Source organism: Mogibacterium pumilum, assembly GCF_002243385.1.
In the GTDB taxonomy this organism is placed as follows: domain Bacteria; phylum Bacillota; class Clostridia; order Peptostreptococcales; family Anaerovoracaceae; genus Mogibacterium; species Mogibacterium pumilum.
Genome location: NZ_CP016199.1, coordinates 1,435,106 through 1,448,617, shown reverse-complemented (window position 1 = coordinate 1,448,617; position 13,512 = coordinate 1,435,106). Strand labels below are relative to the sequence as shown.

Below are 13,512 nucleotides of genomic sequence, written 5' to 3'. Positions count from 1 at the left end.
ATAATGTGTGAAAAGTTAATTAAAATATCTGAAGACTCCCTTTACCTTGCCGACAATCTTGCAATCATCAACAATTATAGGCTCCATGAAGTCGTTTTCAGGCTGAAGTCTGATGTGACCTTTTTCTTTATAAAACCTCTTAACTGTGGCTTCTGTTTCAAATACACCATCAATCATCGCAACAACGATATCTCCGTTAGATGCGTTCTGGTCTTCCTGAACGATTAGGTAATCGCCATCGTTGATGCCGACGTTGACCATGCTATCGCCGTGTACTATGAGAAGAAAATTATTGCCTTTTCCGATGAATCTTGCAGGAAATGGAATATTGTCTTCTATGTTCTGCTCGGAGAGAATCGGCACACCTGCTGCAACGTTACCGATTACAGGCAATTGCACCATGTTGATATCATCCGCTTCAAACACAGGTTCTTTGTCATCATTGGTGATCGAATCTACAATCGCTAGTGCACGAGGTTTGCTTGGGTCCTTCTTGATGAAGCCCTGTAACTCTAGTGCTTTTATATCGCTATACACCGTTGAGGTTGACTTGATACCTATAGCATCACAGATCTCTCGAACGGTAGGGGGGAAGCCCTTTTGCTTTATAGTTTCCTTCATGTATGCCAGCACCTGCTGCTGACGTTTTTCGCTTTTTTTACCCTTTGTCATGTCAAATCCTCTATAAAGTAAGTGAATTAAATGTCATCTCTTCGCCGTAGTTGTTCCAATCGTCGTAAATCTCACCAGTCTGTCTGATGATAATATCACCGACCTTGCCGTTGATTTTACTGTATGGAAGGGTTTTGTGGTATGTGATTCTGCTATCTCCAAGCTGGAATAGGAACCCTGTGCGGAAAAGTTCCTTCTCAAGCTGTCCCTTATATTCCGCAATTGAGTCTATTAGCTTGAATAAATCGTCGTGCTCTGTATCAAACACGTTATCGAAAGTGAGCTTGGAGTAATTAGCTCGGAGTTGAATCTCATGCCCGGAGAATCTATCTAGAACCTTGAGTAGCTTTTCTTTTGTTTCTGCATCATCAGCATCTTGGAAAACTACGCAGTTAATACGGTGAGGGACTTCGAGAAGATCGAAAATCACATCTGAACATTCCTTTACGTAGTGTTTAAGATGTCTGGACACATTAACACAGCTAATTTTATCTTTGTTTCTATTGAGTACCTCAGAAACCTTATGGATGTCTTGTTCCTCGTTCGTTGGCAGGGTAGTGTTTATGTAGATATGATGACCATCCTTGATATGGTTAAGGATATCCTGTAGCGCATCAAGGTCCGCAAGAGGCTCACCGCCAGTCAGAACTATATCGTTGTGAGGTAGAACCTTATCGAGAAGGTCAAGAGAACGATAGCATCTCTCTATGTTGAACGATGATGTGTCTCTATAGTCGTCTTTATTTACACAGAAAGGGCAGCAGTTGTTACAGTCATATGGAACGAACATGGTAACGGTTGGACCTTCTTTGATAAAATCTTTCATTCTAGTTAATCCCCCCTATACTAAAATCATTAAATTATACCATTTAGAACAGTTGTTTGCAATTCAAATGGTGACGAAATGCATTTAAATAGGCTTTTTTAGATTAAAATTAAGCTCTTTTTTATGTACTGCTATTAGGACAAAACACTTTAAAGGTATAAGATAATCATGTATACTAGAAGAACTATTATCAATTCAATCATAATTATAAATGAAAGGTTATAGGTAACGATGAGAGAGTTCTTTCGCGACCGACATCTGACTAGCAACCCGTATTTGAACTTCTTAGAAGTCTTCGGATTGCTTCTATTCCTGTGGATTGTGATGTCTGGAATATTCACAGTTAAATTTATTTTATATGGATGTATTTCATCGTTTTTGATTTCTTGCTTTGTAGTGGGTTCACTACGTATAGGTGGTCTCAAATCTAACCGAACATATTTTATTCTGCATGCTAACTATCCTAAGCTGATTATCTATTTCATGTGGCTTATCAAAGAGGTTGTCAAAAGTGCGGCAGATGTATCTAAAATCGTATTATCACATAATATGGGACTCGAGCCTCATGTAGTATGGTTCAAGGCTGATTACGACAACCCGGCAGCGAGGGCAATTCTTGCAAATTCAATCACACTTACACCTGGTACTGTAACTATCGATATCTATGATAGCGGTGTTTTTTCTGTGCATGCGCTTAATCGAGATTTTTCCGAAGGACTTCTGACAGGGAAAATGCAGAATCGCATAGCAAAGCTCTACGGAGAGACTATCGACTATAAAGTAATAGATGTTGTCACTGACTATGACTACAGAGAGAAGGAAGTTGTTGAGTTAACTTCCAAGCGATTCAAGAGAAGGAGGAAGAATAGAGATGCATAATTTCTTTATTGCACTTCTTGCCGGGCTTCTTGCAATCGTCATTGTAATGGTGGTTACGATGTTCGTCGGCAAAACTGTATACGATAAGTTAAATGCACTTTTCGTAATCAATACCAATATAGTCATGCTTATTCTAGTCGTTGGACTAATTGACAACAGAATGGATATGCACATCGATATTGCTCTCAGTTATGCGATACTAGGTTTCGTTACAACCGTTATTCTTGCAAAATTCATAGGAGGTAGAAGGTAATGAGTGTACAGAACATAATCTCAATTGCACTTATTTGCTTCGGATACATCATTATGGCACTAGCAGCGGTTGGAGTATTAAGATTTCCAGACTTTTTTACCAGGCTCCACGCTTCAGGTGTCGGAGAAACCTTTGGTGCACTGATGATGACTGTCGGAATTATGGTATATACTGGTGGAACGTTAATCTCGGTAAAAGTATTTATTATATTTTTTCTGTTGTTATTGACGAACCCACTTGGAACAAATCTTATTATGCTCACATCTATTCATGCCAAGAATTATCAGGATTATAACTATAAAAGGCATATCGGAGTAGATGATAATAGCGTTGAAGAAGAAAAAGGGGGGAGATAGATGAGTTCGTTTCTTGTAGAAGCAATACTACTTCTGACTTTAATATCTATTACTCTCGTGGTTATTTTTGATAAAGATTTGGTGTCTGTTGTCGTAGTGTACTGCGCATTTAGCTTCGTGACGATGTTCCTCTATATCATCATGGGAGCCCCAGACGTAGCGTTTACAGAAGCTGTAATTGGTGTAATTTCAACCATTTACTTCATCATGACACTGAAGAGCATAGATAGGCGGTGTAAGTAATGCGCAAGTATATAAACATGATATTCTTGATTATATCGATAATAGCGCTTTTTGTTCTGGTGGCTAAAATAGATATTTTGCCGTCGATTGGCGATGTAGATTCGGCACCGGCAATGCACGTCTCAAAATACTACATCGAACATGCTGTAAAAGATACGAACTCGCCTAACATGGTTACTGCGATGATCGTTGACTACCGTGCTTTTGATACCATGTTTGAGACAACGGTTATGTTCCTTGCTGGAATTGGCGTAATCATGATTCTGGCGAATAGGCCAAAGGCGAAGAACAGAATCGTAGAGCCAAAACGTTTCTTCGGACTCAGATATAAGCTCGGGGATCCAACATACAAAACTATAAACAAGGATGTAATGATTACTCTGATTGAGCCACTCATCCTTATATATGCATTTTATGTGCTTTTCCATGGAGAAGTCAGTCTAGGTGGTGGTTTCCAGTCTGGAGCACTCATTGCGCTGACCTATATCATTGACATTTTAGTTATTCCAGATAAAAAAAATCTATTCTTGATGACTGGTAAAAACTCAGCGAGCATTGCTGGTATAGGTGTTTTGATATATGTAATGACTGGAGTTGTGCCGATGTTCAACGGTGGCTCATTTATGGATTATACATACCTGCCAATTCCAGTTCATGCGGCAGAAAGACATGCGATTGGAATTCTGCTCGTAGAGATAGGTGTAACAATCGGGGTAATGGGTACAATTATCACCATTCTGAATGCGATTATGAAGAGGGTAAGATTTGATGATGACACAGATAAACGAACTTTTGGCTAGTAAAGGCATTTTTTTTCTGACACTGCTGCTTTTGCTACTCGGAATTTACGGATTAGTATCCTGCAAAAATTACATGAAGAAACTCATCTGTATGAATATCATGCAGGTAGCAGTAATATTTTTTTACCTATGCTTCGCACAGAAGAAAGGTGGAACGATTCCTGTTGCTTTAGACACAATAGTTAATGCCGATAAATACGTCAATCCAATTCCTCATGGCCTGATGCTCACAGCAATCGTTGTAAGCCTTGGTACTACAGGTGTTGGTCTTGCACTATTAACTCGAATCAAAGAGAAGTATGGTAGCATCGAAGAGGATGATATAATCAGGAGGGAGAACCGTTTTAAATGAATGATCTTCCAATAATTATTATTTTGTTTCCGCTTATAAGTGCGCTTCTATCGCTGCCACTATCGAGAATTCACAAGCATTTGGACAGAAAAGTAGTGATAGTTTCGATTTTCGCGGCTTTTATATGCTCTGTAAAACTCCTCATCAACGTTATAAATGGTGGGGCGATTCGTTATACTTTCGGAGGATATAAAGCGCCTTATGGTATTGAATTTTATATTGATTCAATCGGGGCGATTATAGTTTTGATTATACTTCTCCTAGGTTTTATCACTACGCTTTATGCGTCTAACTTTGAAGCTACGAATGAGCGCAAGATAAATGGTGGAGCTTATGCTTTAATTGGACTGTTGATAGTCGGCATGTGTGGTATGACACTGACTGGAGACGTATTCAATCTATACGTATTTCTTGAAATAACTTCACTATCAGGATATTGCTTAATTGCTCTAGGCGGTAGCCGCGGTGTCGTTGCATCATTTAGATATCTTCTAGTTGGAACTGTTGCTGCTACTATGTACTTGTTAGGAGTAGGAATACTATACGCATCTACAGGAACACTTAATATGACAGATATGAGAAGCATCCTGGATTCACAGGATTATACAATTCAGATGACTGTATCTATGTGCCTGTTTATCGGTGCTTTTGGAATTAAGATGCCGATGTTCCCATTCCATGGCTGGCAGCCATCAGCGTATGCACATGCTGAACCGGGATCTAGACCTTTGATTGCAGGAGTTATGGGTAAGATTCCAGCTTTAGCGATGTTTAGATACCTATACTGCATATATGGAACGGACTTTAAGTACTTCAGTCTATTCTTAACAATAATCGGAGTTCTTTCCTGTATTGGTATCATATATGGATCGATTCGTGCCATGGCTCAGGAGGACATACGAAAGATCTTCGCATATTCTTCTATCGCTCAAATTGGCTATATCACGCTAGGTTTTGCAATAGGTAACTCATATGCACTTGCTGGCGCATTTCTGCATCTGATCGGACATGTGTTTATGAAGAGCGGGCTTTTCTTCAGTTCAGCAGCGATTAGGTATAGGTTCGGAAACCTCCAACTTTCAAGCTTCGGCAGGATTTACAAAAAGATGCCTTTTACATCAGCACTAATTGTTTTAGCCTCTTTGTCTATGATTGGAATTCCACCTGCCATAGGCTTTTTTAGCAAATGGTATATTGCGCTTGGGGCGGCTCAGAATCGCCAATATTGGTATATTGCCGTGTTAGTCCTCAGTAGCTTGCTGAATGCTATATATTTCTTCAAGCTGATTGAGAAGATATTTATTAACAAGCCGACAGAGATTAACGATAGAAGGGAAGGTGAAGTACGAGAACTCCCAATCTCAATGTTAATTGCGATTGTTGTATGTTTCGTAACTATACTTGCTCTTGGTCTATTTAACGCAAGCGTGATAGACGTGATTATGATGACTGTAAAGGGGGTAGGAATATGAACTTGATTGCTCTAAATCTACGCCCGCTTCTTGCAATTCTCGTTTCACTATGTGCGTCTGGGTTAATCTATGTGCTCGGAGAGCGCATCAAAGAAAATGTTAGAGAAGCGATTACTTTTACAGCAGCTATAATCAAAATCGTACTGGTATATTCTATGGTACCTGCTGTTTTGGCTGGACATACTATCAAACTAGAACTTTTCAGAATAGTTAATGATGTAGATTTTGCTTTAAATGTGGACACTGCCGGAATCGTCTTTGCGTGCAGTGCATCGACGTTATGGTTGCTTACGTCAATATATTCTGTTGGATATATGAGAGGCCATGGAGAAAAGAATCAAACTGGATACTATGCTTCGTTTGCGATGTGTTTATCGGCTGCGATGGGCATTTGCTTTGCGGCAAATATGATTACATTCTTCATATTTTTCGAAGTGCTAACCATCGCTACTTACCCGCTAGTTGTTCATTATCGTGATGCGGAGGGTACGAGATCTGGTAGAAAGTATCTCGCATATACGCTTATCAGCGGACAGATATTCTTTGCTGCTATGGTTATCGTATATTCGGTATCTGGAACAATGGACTTTAAACCAGGTGGCTTCCTAGATAAAAGCATGCTGCCAGCGACTTGGTCACTAGTTGTATTTATGATGATGATAGGAGCAGGAATCGTTAAGGCAGGTGTTATGCCGTTTCATAGCTGGCTTCCTGCAGCGATGGTTGCGCCTACTCCTGTAAGTGCACTTCTACATGCGGTAGTAGTTGTAAAAGCTGGAGCATTCGCAACGCTAAGAGTGGTCCTCTATGTATTTGGCCCTAAGCTAGCTAGAGAGTGCGGTGGTGCGACTATACTAGCTTGGATGGCAGTCGTGACGATTCTAATATCATCGCTGATAGCACTTAAGAAAGATAATCTAAAGGCTAGACTGGCATTTTCAACCATAGGACAGCTATCTTATATCGTACTCGGAATAGCTATTCTGTCTCCGCTAAGTACAGCAGGGGCTCTATATCACCTCGTTGCTCATGCGTTTATGAAAATTACGCTATTTATGTGTGCCGGAGCCATATTTGTTACAACTCACAAAAAAGATATCAGCGAGATGGTCGGACTTGGAAGGAGAATGCCGGTGACGATGAGCGCCTTTACAGTTGCATCACTTGGAATTGCAGGCTTCCCGTTCTTTGTGGGATTTGTAAGTAAGGCAAATATCATCATGGGTGCGCTTAAGACAGGGCAGCTACTATTTGGAGCAACCTTGATAGTGAGTGCTATCCTTGCGCTTACATACCTGATGCCAGTAGTTCTGATTGCTTTTAAGAAAGTGCCAGTTAATCCAGAGTTCAGCACATACGGTGAATCGAGCAAGATGATGCTGGTTCCGCTGCTAATTACTGCGACAATATCGATAATCCTAGGTGTTGCACCGAACTTCGGACTTCATCTGCTAGATTTTGCGATGAGCACAGGTGAAACGGTGTTTGCTCATGTGGGAGGTGTACTATGCTAAACGAAATATTACATTACATCTTCCTTTCGCTTGCTGGTTCTGTGGCATTAGTGATTATGAGTAAGGTTATATTAAATAAGCTTATTCGTCGTAATGTGAACTATTACGAGGATATAGAGATAAGCGAAGAGAGGGAGCTTCTACAGAATGCCTCTTTAGAGACAGCACATTTAGAGAGGAGGGTGGATGATGCTAAATAATTTTCACCCAGGCCTCCTGATGATTCTAATAGGTGCGCTTATTCTCATTCTACCTGATAAGTTTAGAGAGCCTTGTGCCTTGATTGCTGCTGCATCCGGAATGCTTGGATTATTTACCCTTAACAGTAGCAGTTGTCTAGTATATGAGATTACACCTGATATCAAGCTGGAGATGATTCATGTTGATGGGCTATCGATGATGTTTATAATCATTTTCGGCATAATTACGGTTATCAATTCAATTTATTCATTTGACATACAGGATAAATGGGAAAAAGGACTCTCGGTTATATATGGTGGAAGCATTATAGCTGCTACCTTAGCGGGCGATATAATCACATTAATCGTGTTCTGGGAGGTTGCTGCGTTTAGTGCGGCATATCTGATATATGCAAATCATTCAAGACGTTCGTCCAGATCAGCACTTAGATATCTTCTGATGCATGCATTTGGCGGGAATATGCTTCTCGTTGGATTCCTGCTTCACGCGGCTCATACGAATTCTCTCGAAATTCCGAAATTCACAGCTGCTGGCGGTTCGGCTGCTTTCTGGTTCGTTCTAATAGGAGTTGGTGTAAATGCAGTAGTTCCGCCCTTTAACTCATGGATTTCAGATTCTTATCCTGAGTCAACGATTGCAGGAACAGTATACATGTGTGGATATACCACTAAGCTTGGTATTTACGCTATGATTAGGATTTTTGCTGGTACAGAGGCTCTCTTGTACGTTGGCGTGTTTATGGCACTCTATGGAGTCTTAATGGCCTTCCTCGAGAATGATCTTCGTAGGCTGTTTAGCTATCACATCATGTCACAGCTAGGCTATATGGTCGCATCGCTCGCGATTGGCGGAGCATGGGGAGTCGACGGAGCAGCGGCTCATGCATTCAACAATATCTTTTACAAGGGAGTACTTATGATGTGCTCTGGAGCTGTCATAATGGCAACTGGCAAGAGAAAAATCACGGAGCTCGGCGGGTTAAGAGAGAAAATGCCTATTACAGCTTGGGCATTCCTTATCGCATCTCTATCGATAGCTGGAATTCCTTTCCTAAATGGATTTGCTTCTAAGGCTGTCGTGATGCATGCGGTTAATGCTGGTGGTCATGAGATTGCTGGACTGATGCTTACGGTTACATCTATTGGAACGTGGCTTTCAGTTGCACTCAAGGTGAACTGGTTTGTGTTCTTTGGTAAGTCAAGAAGTGAGTTTGAGGTGAAACCAATTCCTGTGAGCATGAGGATTGGAATGATTATAGGTGCTCTGGGGTGCGTGATTGTCGGTGTATATCCGTCACTCTTATACAGAATCATGCCATATCGCATAGATGTGCATCCGTTTAGTGTGGATCATGTGCTTGAGTACGTGATACTATTTGCTGGAGCTACTCTAGTGTTCTGGATTTTCAGAGTTAAGATGCTTCCGCACGATGAACTGTCATTAGATTTTGACTGGTTCTTCAGAAAGCCGATGGCAAAGCTCGTTACTACTATTTCAATCGGTCTTAATAGATTTACGGCCTGGGCAGACAGTAAGTCACTGAACTTCGTCCATTTCTTTGGCGAGAGACTAGGGAATCCATATAAGTGGACTGAAAACTCAAAGAGCAGTGTGATTAGAAATATATCTTTTGAGAATGAAGATCGTGATATCGGAATCGTAATTGAAATATCTGTTTCGATGTTTGCACTTATTACCCTAATCGCTATAATCTACATTAAGTAGATGAATTAAATAGTAAAAACCAGTTGTTTCACTTAGCAACTGGCGTTTTATAATTGATGATGAATAGTAATAGAATATTTTCATTCTATGTGGATTATATTTCTAATCGGTATTATTAGATAAGAAATACATTGTTAAAATTAGGCAGGTAACTCGGATACTCCATGCAAAATAGGTTCTTGTTTTAATCAATAAAGGCTAAACTATTATTAATTGTAATAGTTTAGGGTCAAGTTTTTTATTGACAATGTATCTCTGTCTAGTACAATTATAGATAGAGTATGAGAGGTCATACGAAGGGGTACACCACCTTGGGTGTAAAGCTTCGTGTGGCCTTTTTTGTTGCCACAGGGTTAAATAACTTATGATGTCAGCTAATAAATGAATCAAGGGAACTAGGCAAATAATAAAGACTACTATGAAAGGTGGTGAGACTTTGATCAAGGTAAACGGCATGGAAATTGAATACACTTCTGGTATGACAGTACAAGACCTCGTGACATCGCTCTCATACAGCACATCGCGTATTGCGATAGAGAGGCTTGGTGAGATTGTACCTAAGAAAAACTATAAAGATACTCTAATAAATGACGGTGACAAGATAGAAATAGTTTGTTTCATGGGAGGAGGTTAAACAATGGTAAATTTTAAATTTTCTACTACGAAGTCGCCGAGTTCGAGTGAGCTTGAAAAGGCTAAGGACGATAGATTTTCAAAGGATGTCCATCAGAAGTTAAAGCGAGCAAGGGTGGCCATTGCAGGTGCGGGTGGTCTCGGTTCAAATATCGCCGTTATACTCGCTAGAAGCGGAGTAGGACACCTTCATATTGTTGACTTCGATATCGTAGATATAACGAATCTTAATAGGCAAGTATATACCATTACACATATTGGTTCACGAAAAGTTGATGCTATAAAGGAAATTCTCATGGAGATTAATCCTTACATGAAAGTAACTACAGACTGTGTTCGAGTAGTGGCGGATAACTGCGATGAGATATTTGGAGGTTATGATATTGTGTGCGAGGCATTTGATGGAGCCGAGTCAAAGGCGATGCTTATAGATTCACTCCTCTCAGTTGAAAATGGACCAATTGTGATTTCAGGATCGGGAATGGCTGGGTATGGGAGTGCAAATGAAATAAAGTCCAGACGCATCATGGATAGGTTATTCATATGCGGTGACGAACATACGGATGTAGGTGATGGCATTGGACTAATGGCTCCAAGGGTTGCTGTCTGTGCAGGTCATCAGGCAAATCTCGTGATGGGACAGGTTCTAGGAGTGGATAATATTTAATCGGGACTTTATCGGACATTGAGAATTTTTAGATGTAATTGGGATAACGGGATTTTGGTCATACGTATATACAATGGTTGTTTAAATTAAAAGGAGCACATAATGAATGATAAATTAGTTATTGGTGGTCATGAATTCAATTCGAGATTCATACTAGGTTCAGGCAAATACGATATAGAGTTAATCCGTGCTGCTGTCGAGCAGGCGGGGGCTGAGATGATTACACTCTCAGTTAGAAGAGCTAATACGGATGTTCAGAATATACTTGAGTATATTCCAGATAATGTTACATTGCTTCCAAATACTTCAGGAGCTAGAAATGCTGAGGAGGCTGTCAGAATTGCAAGGCTAGCTAGGGAGCTCGGCTGCGGTGACTTCGTCAAAATTGAAGTCATCAAGGATTCGAAGTATTTGTTCCCGGATAATTACGAGACTATACGAGCGACAGAGATTTTGGCAAAAGAAGGGTTTGTAGTAATGCCTTATATGTACCCTGACCTCAACGTTGCGAGAGCACTCGTAGATGCTGGTGCTTCAACGATTATGCCACTCGCTGCTCCTATTGGATCGAATAGAGGGCTCGTAACAAAGGATATAATCAAAATTCTCGTTGATGAAATAGATATTCCTATCATAGTAGATGCCGGAATAGGCTCACCATCGCAGGCTTGTGAAGCGATGGAAATGGGCGTGAGTGCGATTATGGCGAACACTGCTATTGCGACAGCGAAAGACGTAGCAGGCATGGCTGGAGCTTTCGGAAGGGCCATTAAGGCAGGCAGAGCAGCATACCTTGCAGGCCTTGGACGCATAGTGAAAGATGGCGGAGTTGCCTCGTCACCGCTTACTGGATTTCTGGAGGATTAAGATATGAATGATGTGAAACATATGGAGTCATCTGGTAGTGAGAAAATGAGACCACGCACTGACCATATGGCATATATGGAAGGGATGGAGATTATTCCTCATGATACGTTTGATAGGGTTATAGCCGAAATTAATTCATATAACCCTTTGGTATACAGCGAATCAGATGTAGTGCGTGCTATTAAGTCGGATAGATGCAGTATCGATGATTTCAAGGCACTGCTATCTCCAGCAGCAGAAAAGTACTTAGAGCAAATCGCCAAGAAAGCTAGTATCGAGAGGAGGAAACACTTCGGTAATGTCGTAAATCTATTTACACCTTTATACATATCAAATTACTGCGAGAACTACTGTGTGTACTGCGGTTTCAACTGCCATAATAAAATTCATAGAGCAAAGTTATGCGCGGACGAGATAGAGAAGGAAATGAAGGCTATAGCGAAAACCGGGCTTGAAGAGATACTAATTTTAACAGGGGAAAGTAGGAGTAAGTCAGATATAGAATATATCGGTGAAGCGTGTAAAATTGGCAGAAGATACTTCAAGAACATCGGGATTGAGGTATACCCGATGAACTCGGATGAGTATGCGTATCTAAAGTCGTGCGGAGCTGACTACGTAACTGTCTTTCAAGAGACGTATAATTCCGATGAATATGAGAGGCTTCACCTAGCTGGACACAAGAGGGTTTTCCCATATAGGTTTAATGCCCAGGAGAGAGCGCTTATGGGCGGTATGAGGGGCGTAGGATTTGCGGCACTTCTAGGACTTGATAATTTTAGAAAAGATGCTTTAGCGACAGGACTTCATGCATATCTAATTCAGCGCAAGTATCCATGGGCAGAGATTTCGCTTTCATGTCCAAGACTGAGGCCAATCATCAGCAATAACGATGAAGGGGCGATGTTCACACCGAATCAGAATAATGAGATTGTGGGAGAACGCCAACTGCTTCAAGTTATTTCCGCATATAGGATTTTCCTTCCGTTTGCTGCGATGACCATTTCAACTCGTGAGCGAGCTGGATTCAGAGATAATGTCATGGGTATAACTGCTACAAAAATCTCAGCAGGTGTGGATACTGGAATCGGTAGCCATAGCGATGATGAAACGAGTTCTGGTGATAATCAGTTTGAAATTGCTGATGGTAGATCCGTTGAAGAAATCTGTAAGGCGCTTAAGGGGCACGGCATGCAGCCGGTTATGAACGATTATGTGTACGTTTAAAAAAATCTGTGTAACGAACCGCCACTTATCCGAGAGACCGCTCTATGAACAGCTTGAGAGGGTGTTTATAACTTCAAAGCCTGATGTCGTAATACTTAGAGAAAAAGATCTTTCTGAAGATGAATATAGAAAACTAGCTTATAAAATCAAGGTGCTCTGCGATTTACATTGTGTAAGACTGGTAGTGAACAAGTATTATGAGGTTGCTCGCGAACTCGGCACAACCGTTCAATTATCAATCATTGATTATGAATCCAATGATGCAAACTTGAACGGCTTACCTGTCTGGGTTTCAGTTCATTCTCTTCAAGAGTCGGTTAGAGTCAGAGGTTCTGGTGCTAGTGCCATAATTGCTGGTCATATCTATGAAACTGACTGCAAGAGGGGGTTTCCTGGACGTGGTATAGACTTTCTAACAAGCATTGTAGAGCAAGTTGACATACCAGTATATGCGATAGGTGGAATTGATCAGTTCAATATAGAAGAGGTTGCCTCGGCTGGAGCAAGTGGCGCGTGTCAAATGTCATATTATATGAAGCTATAAAAAGTGGGGCTACCATATGAAATGTGTAGCCCCATTTACGTTGATGTTATTTATTAAGTTCGCTGATTATCCTGTTATAAGGTAGCCCAACGACATTCTCGTAATCGCCTCTAAACTCTCTGATATATTTCCTAAAACCGCCTTGGATAGCGTATGCACCAGCCTTATCAGCAGGTTCACCAGTCTTTATATATGACCATATATCTTCATCTGCATAATCACCGCAGATGATCTCCGTGACTTCGGCAAATGAGCATCTGTCATCAAGCTGAGGAACTCCG

The 13,512-nt window shown here is 40.9% G+C and carries 18 protein-coding genes; 15 read left to right on the top strand and 3 right to left on the bottom strand.

The window, feature by feature from the left end; translation table 11 throughout:
• Positions 1-15 precede the first annotated feature (15 nt).
• Both lexA and AXF17_RS06935 read right to left on the bottom strand, forming a co-directional pair.
• The gene (gene lexA, locus AXF17_RS06940; RefSeq protein WP_094234387.1) at positions 16-672 is read right to left on the bottom strand and encodes a transcriptional repressor LexA; all 657 of its coding nucleotides are present in this window, start codon (positions 670-672) and stop codon (positions 16-18) included.
• A 10-nt stretch (positions 673-682) separates the two neighbouring features.
• Entirely contained in the window at positions 683-1,498 is an 816-nt protein-coding gene (locus tag AXF17_RS06935) for a radical SAM protein (RefSeq protein ID WP_094234386.1), read from the bottom strand.
• Positions 1,499-1,774: 276 nt separating this feature from the next.
• On the opposite strand from AXF17_RS06935, the gene AXF17_RS06930 reads away from it, so the two are divergent.
• The 15 genes from AXF17_RS06930 (at position 1,775) to AXF17_RS06860 (ending at position 13,231) form a co-directional block, all read left to right on the top strand.
• Positions 1,775-2,377 (top strand): Na+/H+ antiporter subunit E, encoded by a 603-nt coding sequence (locus tag AXF17_RS06930; RefSeq protein WP_207651543.1) that lies wholly within the window; start codon positions 1,775-1,777, stop codon positions 2,375-2,377.
• Positions 2,370-2,630 carry a monovalent cation/H+ antiporter complex subunit F gene (locus tag AXF17_RS06925; RefSeq protein ID WP_094234384.1) on the top strand — a complete coding sequence of 87 codons (261 nt, stop codon included), beginning with the start codon at positions 2,370-2,372 and terminating at the stop codon, positions 2,628-2,630. The genes AXF17_RS06930 and AXF17_RS06925 overlap by 8 nt, the downstream gene beginning before the upstream one ends.
• Complete coding sequence (gene mnhG, locus AXF17_RS06920; protein WP_094234383.1) at positions 2,630-2,986, top strand: monovalent cation/H(+) antiporter subunit G; 357 nt, start codon at positions 2,630-2,632, stop codon at positions 2,984-2,986. The genes AXF17_RS06925 and mnhG overlap by 1 nt, the downstream gene beginning before the upstream one ends.
• Positions 2,987-3,229, top strand: a complete 243-nt coding sequence (locus AXF17_RS06915) for a Na(+)/H(+) antiporter subunit B (RefSeq protein WP_094234382.1) — start codon at positions 2,987-2,989, stop codon at positions 3,227-3,229.
• Positions 3,229-4,029 carry a hydrogen gas-evolving membrane-bound hydrogenase subunit E gene (mbhE, locus tag AXF17_RS06910; protein ID WP_094234381.1) on the top strand — a complete coding sequence of 267 codons (801 nt, stop codon included), beginning with the start codon at positions 3,229-3,231 and terminating at the stop codon, positions 4,027-4,029. Before AXF17_RS06915 ends, mbhE begins: the two co-directional genes overlap by 1 nt.
• Entirely contained in the window at positions 3,998-4,381 is a 384-nt protein-coding gene (locus tag AXF17_RS06905) for a sodium:proton antiporter (protein ID WP_094234380.1), read from the top strand. The genes mbhE and AXF17_RS06905 overlap by 32 nt, the downstream gene beginning before the upstream one ends.
• Positions 4,378-5,853 (top strand): complex I subunit 5 family protein, encoded by a 1,476-nt coding sequence (locus AXF17_RS06900; RefSeq protein ID WP_094234379.1) that lies wholly within the window; start codon positions 4,378-4,380, stop codon positions 5,851-5,853. The genes AXF17_RS06905 and AXF17_RS06900 overlap by 4 nt, the downstream gene beginning before the upstream one ends.
• Entirely contained in the window at positions 5,850-7,367 is a 1,518-nt protein-coding gene (locus AXF17_RS06895) for a monovalent cation/H+ antiporter subunit D family protein (RefSeq protein ID WP_094234378.1), read from the top strand. Before AXF17_RS06900 ends, AXF17_RS06895 begins: the two co-directional genes overlap by 4 nt.
• Positions 7,361-7,567, top strand: a complete 207-nt coding sequence (locus AXF17_RS06890; protein ID WP_094234377.1) for a hypothetical protein — start codon at positions 7,361-7,363, stop codon at positions 7,565-7,567. The genes AXF17_RS06895 and AXF17_RS06890 overlap by 7 nt, the downstream gene beginning before the upstream one ends.
• On the top strand, positions 7,554-9,293 hold the full coding sequence (locus AXF17_RS06885) for a proton-conducting transporter transmembrane domain-containing protein (protein WP_094234376.1): 1,740 nt from the start codon (positions 7,554-7,556) through the stop codon (positions 9,291-9,293). Before AXF17_RS06890 ends, AXF17_RS06885 begins: the two co-directional genes overlap by 14 nt.
• 436 nt (positions 9,294-9,729) lie before the next feature.
• Positions 9,730-9,927 (top strand): sulfur carrier protein ThiS, encoded by a 198-nt coding sequence (gene thiS / locus AXF17_RS06880; protein WP_094234760.1) that lies wholly within the window; start codon positions 9,730-9,732, stop codon positions 9,925-9,927.
• Positions 9,928-9,930: 3 nt separating this feature from the next.
• Complete coding sequence (gene thiF / locus AXF17_RS06875) at positions 9,931-10,593, top strand: sulfur carrier protein ThiS adenylyltransferase ThiF (protein ID WP_094234375.1); 663 nt, start codon at positions 9,931-9,933, stop codon at positions 10,591-10,593.
• Between the two features lie 102 nt (positions 10,594-10,695).
• The gene (locus AXF17_RS06870) at positions 10,696-11,460 is read left to right on the top strand and encodes a thiazole synthase (RefSeq protein WP_094234374.1); all 765 of its coding nucleotides are present in this window, start codon (positions 10,696-10,698) and stop codon (positions 11,458-11,460) included.
• Positions 11,461-11,463: 3 nt separating this feature from the next.
• Positions 11,464-12,687, top strand: a complete 1,224-nt coding sequence (gene thiH, locus AXF17_RS06865) for a 2-iminoacetate synthase ThiH (RefSeq protein ID WP_237049028.1) — start codon at positions 11,464-11,466, stop codon at positions 12,685-12,687.
• A complete protein-coding gene (locus AXF17_RS06860; RefSeq protein WP_094234373.1) occupies positions 12,674-13,231 on the top strand; it encodes a thiamine phosphate synthase in 558 nt (185 codons plus the stop codon). Before thiH ends, AXF17_RS06860 begins: the two co-directional genes overlap by 14 nt.
• Before the next feature lie 46 nt (positions 13,232-13,277).
• Here AXF17_RS06860 and AXF17_RS06855 read toward each other — a convergent pair.
• The coding region (locus AXF17_RS06855; protein WP_207651542.1) for a Maf family protein at positions 13,278-13,512 on the bottom strand (235 nt) is incomplete at its 5' end.

Coding starts and splice junctions, on each gene's coding strand:
- lexA (WP_094234387.1), bottom strand. CDS start 672: ATGACAAAGGGTAAAAAAAGCGAAAAACGTCAGCAGCAGGTGCTGGCA.
- AXF17_RS06935 (WP_094234386.1), bottom strand. CDS start 1,498: ATGAAAGATTTTATCAAAGAAGGTCCAACCGTTACCATGTTCGTTCCA.
- AXF17_RS06925 (WP_094234384.1), top strand. CDS start 2,370: ATGCATAATTTCTTTATTGCACTTCTTGCCGGGCTTCTTGCAATCGTC.
- mnhG (WP_094234383.1), top strand. CDS start 2,630: ATGAGTGTACAGAACATAATCTCAATTGCACTTATTTGCTTCGGATAC.
- AXF17_RS06915 (WP_094234382.1), top strand. CDS start 2,987: ATGAGTTCGTTTCTTGTAGAAGCAATACTACTTCTGACTTTAATATCT.
- mbhE (WP_094234381.1), top strand. CDS start 3,229: ATGCGCAAGTATATAAACATGATATTCTTGATTATATCGATAATAGCG.
- AXF17_RS06905 (WP_094234380.1), top strand. CDS start 3,998: ATGATGACACAGATAAACGAACTTTTGGCTAGTAAAGGCATTTTTTTT.
- AXF17_RS06900 (WP_094234379.1), top strand. CDS start 4,378: ATGAATGATCTTCCAATAATTATTATTTTGTTTCCGCTTATAAGTGCG.
- AXF17_RS06895 (WP_094234378.1), top strand. CDS start 5,850: ATGAACTTGATTGCTCTAAATCTACGCCCGCTTCTTGCAATTCTCGTT.
- AXF17_RS06890 (WP_094234377.1), top strand. CDS start 7,361: ATGCTAAACGAAATATTACATTACATCTTCCTTTCGCTTGCTGGTTCT.
- AXF17_RS06885 (WP_094234376.1), top strand. CDS start 7,554: ATGATGCTAAATAATTTTCACCCAGGCCTCCTGATGATTCTAATAGGT.
- thiF (WP_094234375.1), top strand. CDS start 9,931: ATGGTAAATTTTAAATTTTCTACTACGAAGTCGCCGAGTTCGAGTGAG.
- AXF17_RS06870 (WP_094234374.1), top strand. CDS start 10,696: ATGAATGATAAATTAGTTATTGGTGGTCATGAATTCAATTCGAGATTC.
- thiH (WP_237049028.1), top strand. CDS start 11,464: ATGAATGATGTGAAACATATGGAGTCATCTGGTAGTGAGAAAATGAGA.
- AXF17_RS06860 (WP_094234373.1), top strand. CDS start 12,674: ATGTGTACGTTTAAAAAAATCTGTGTAACGAACCGCCACTTATCCGAG.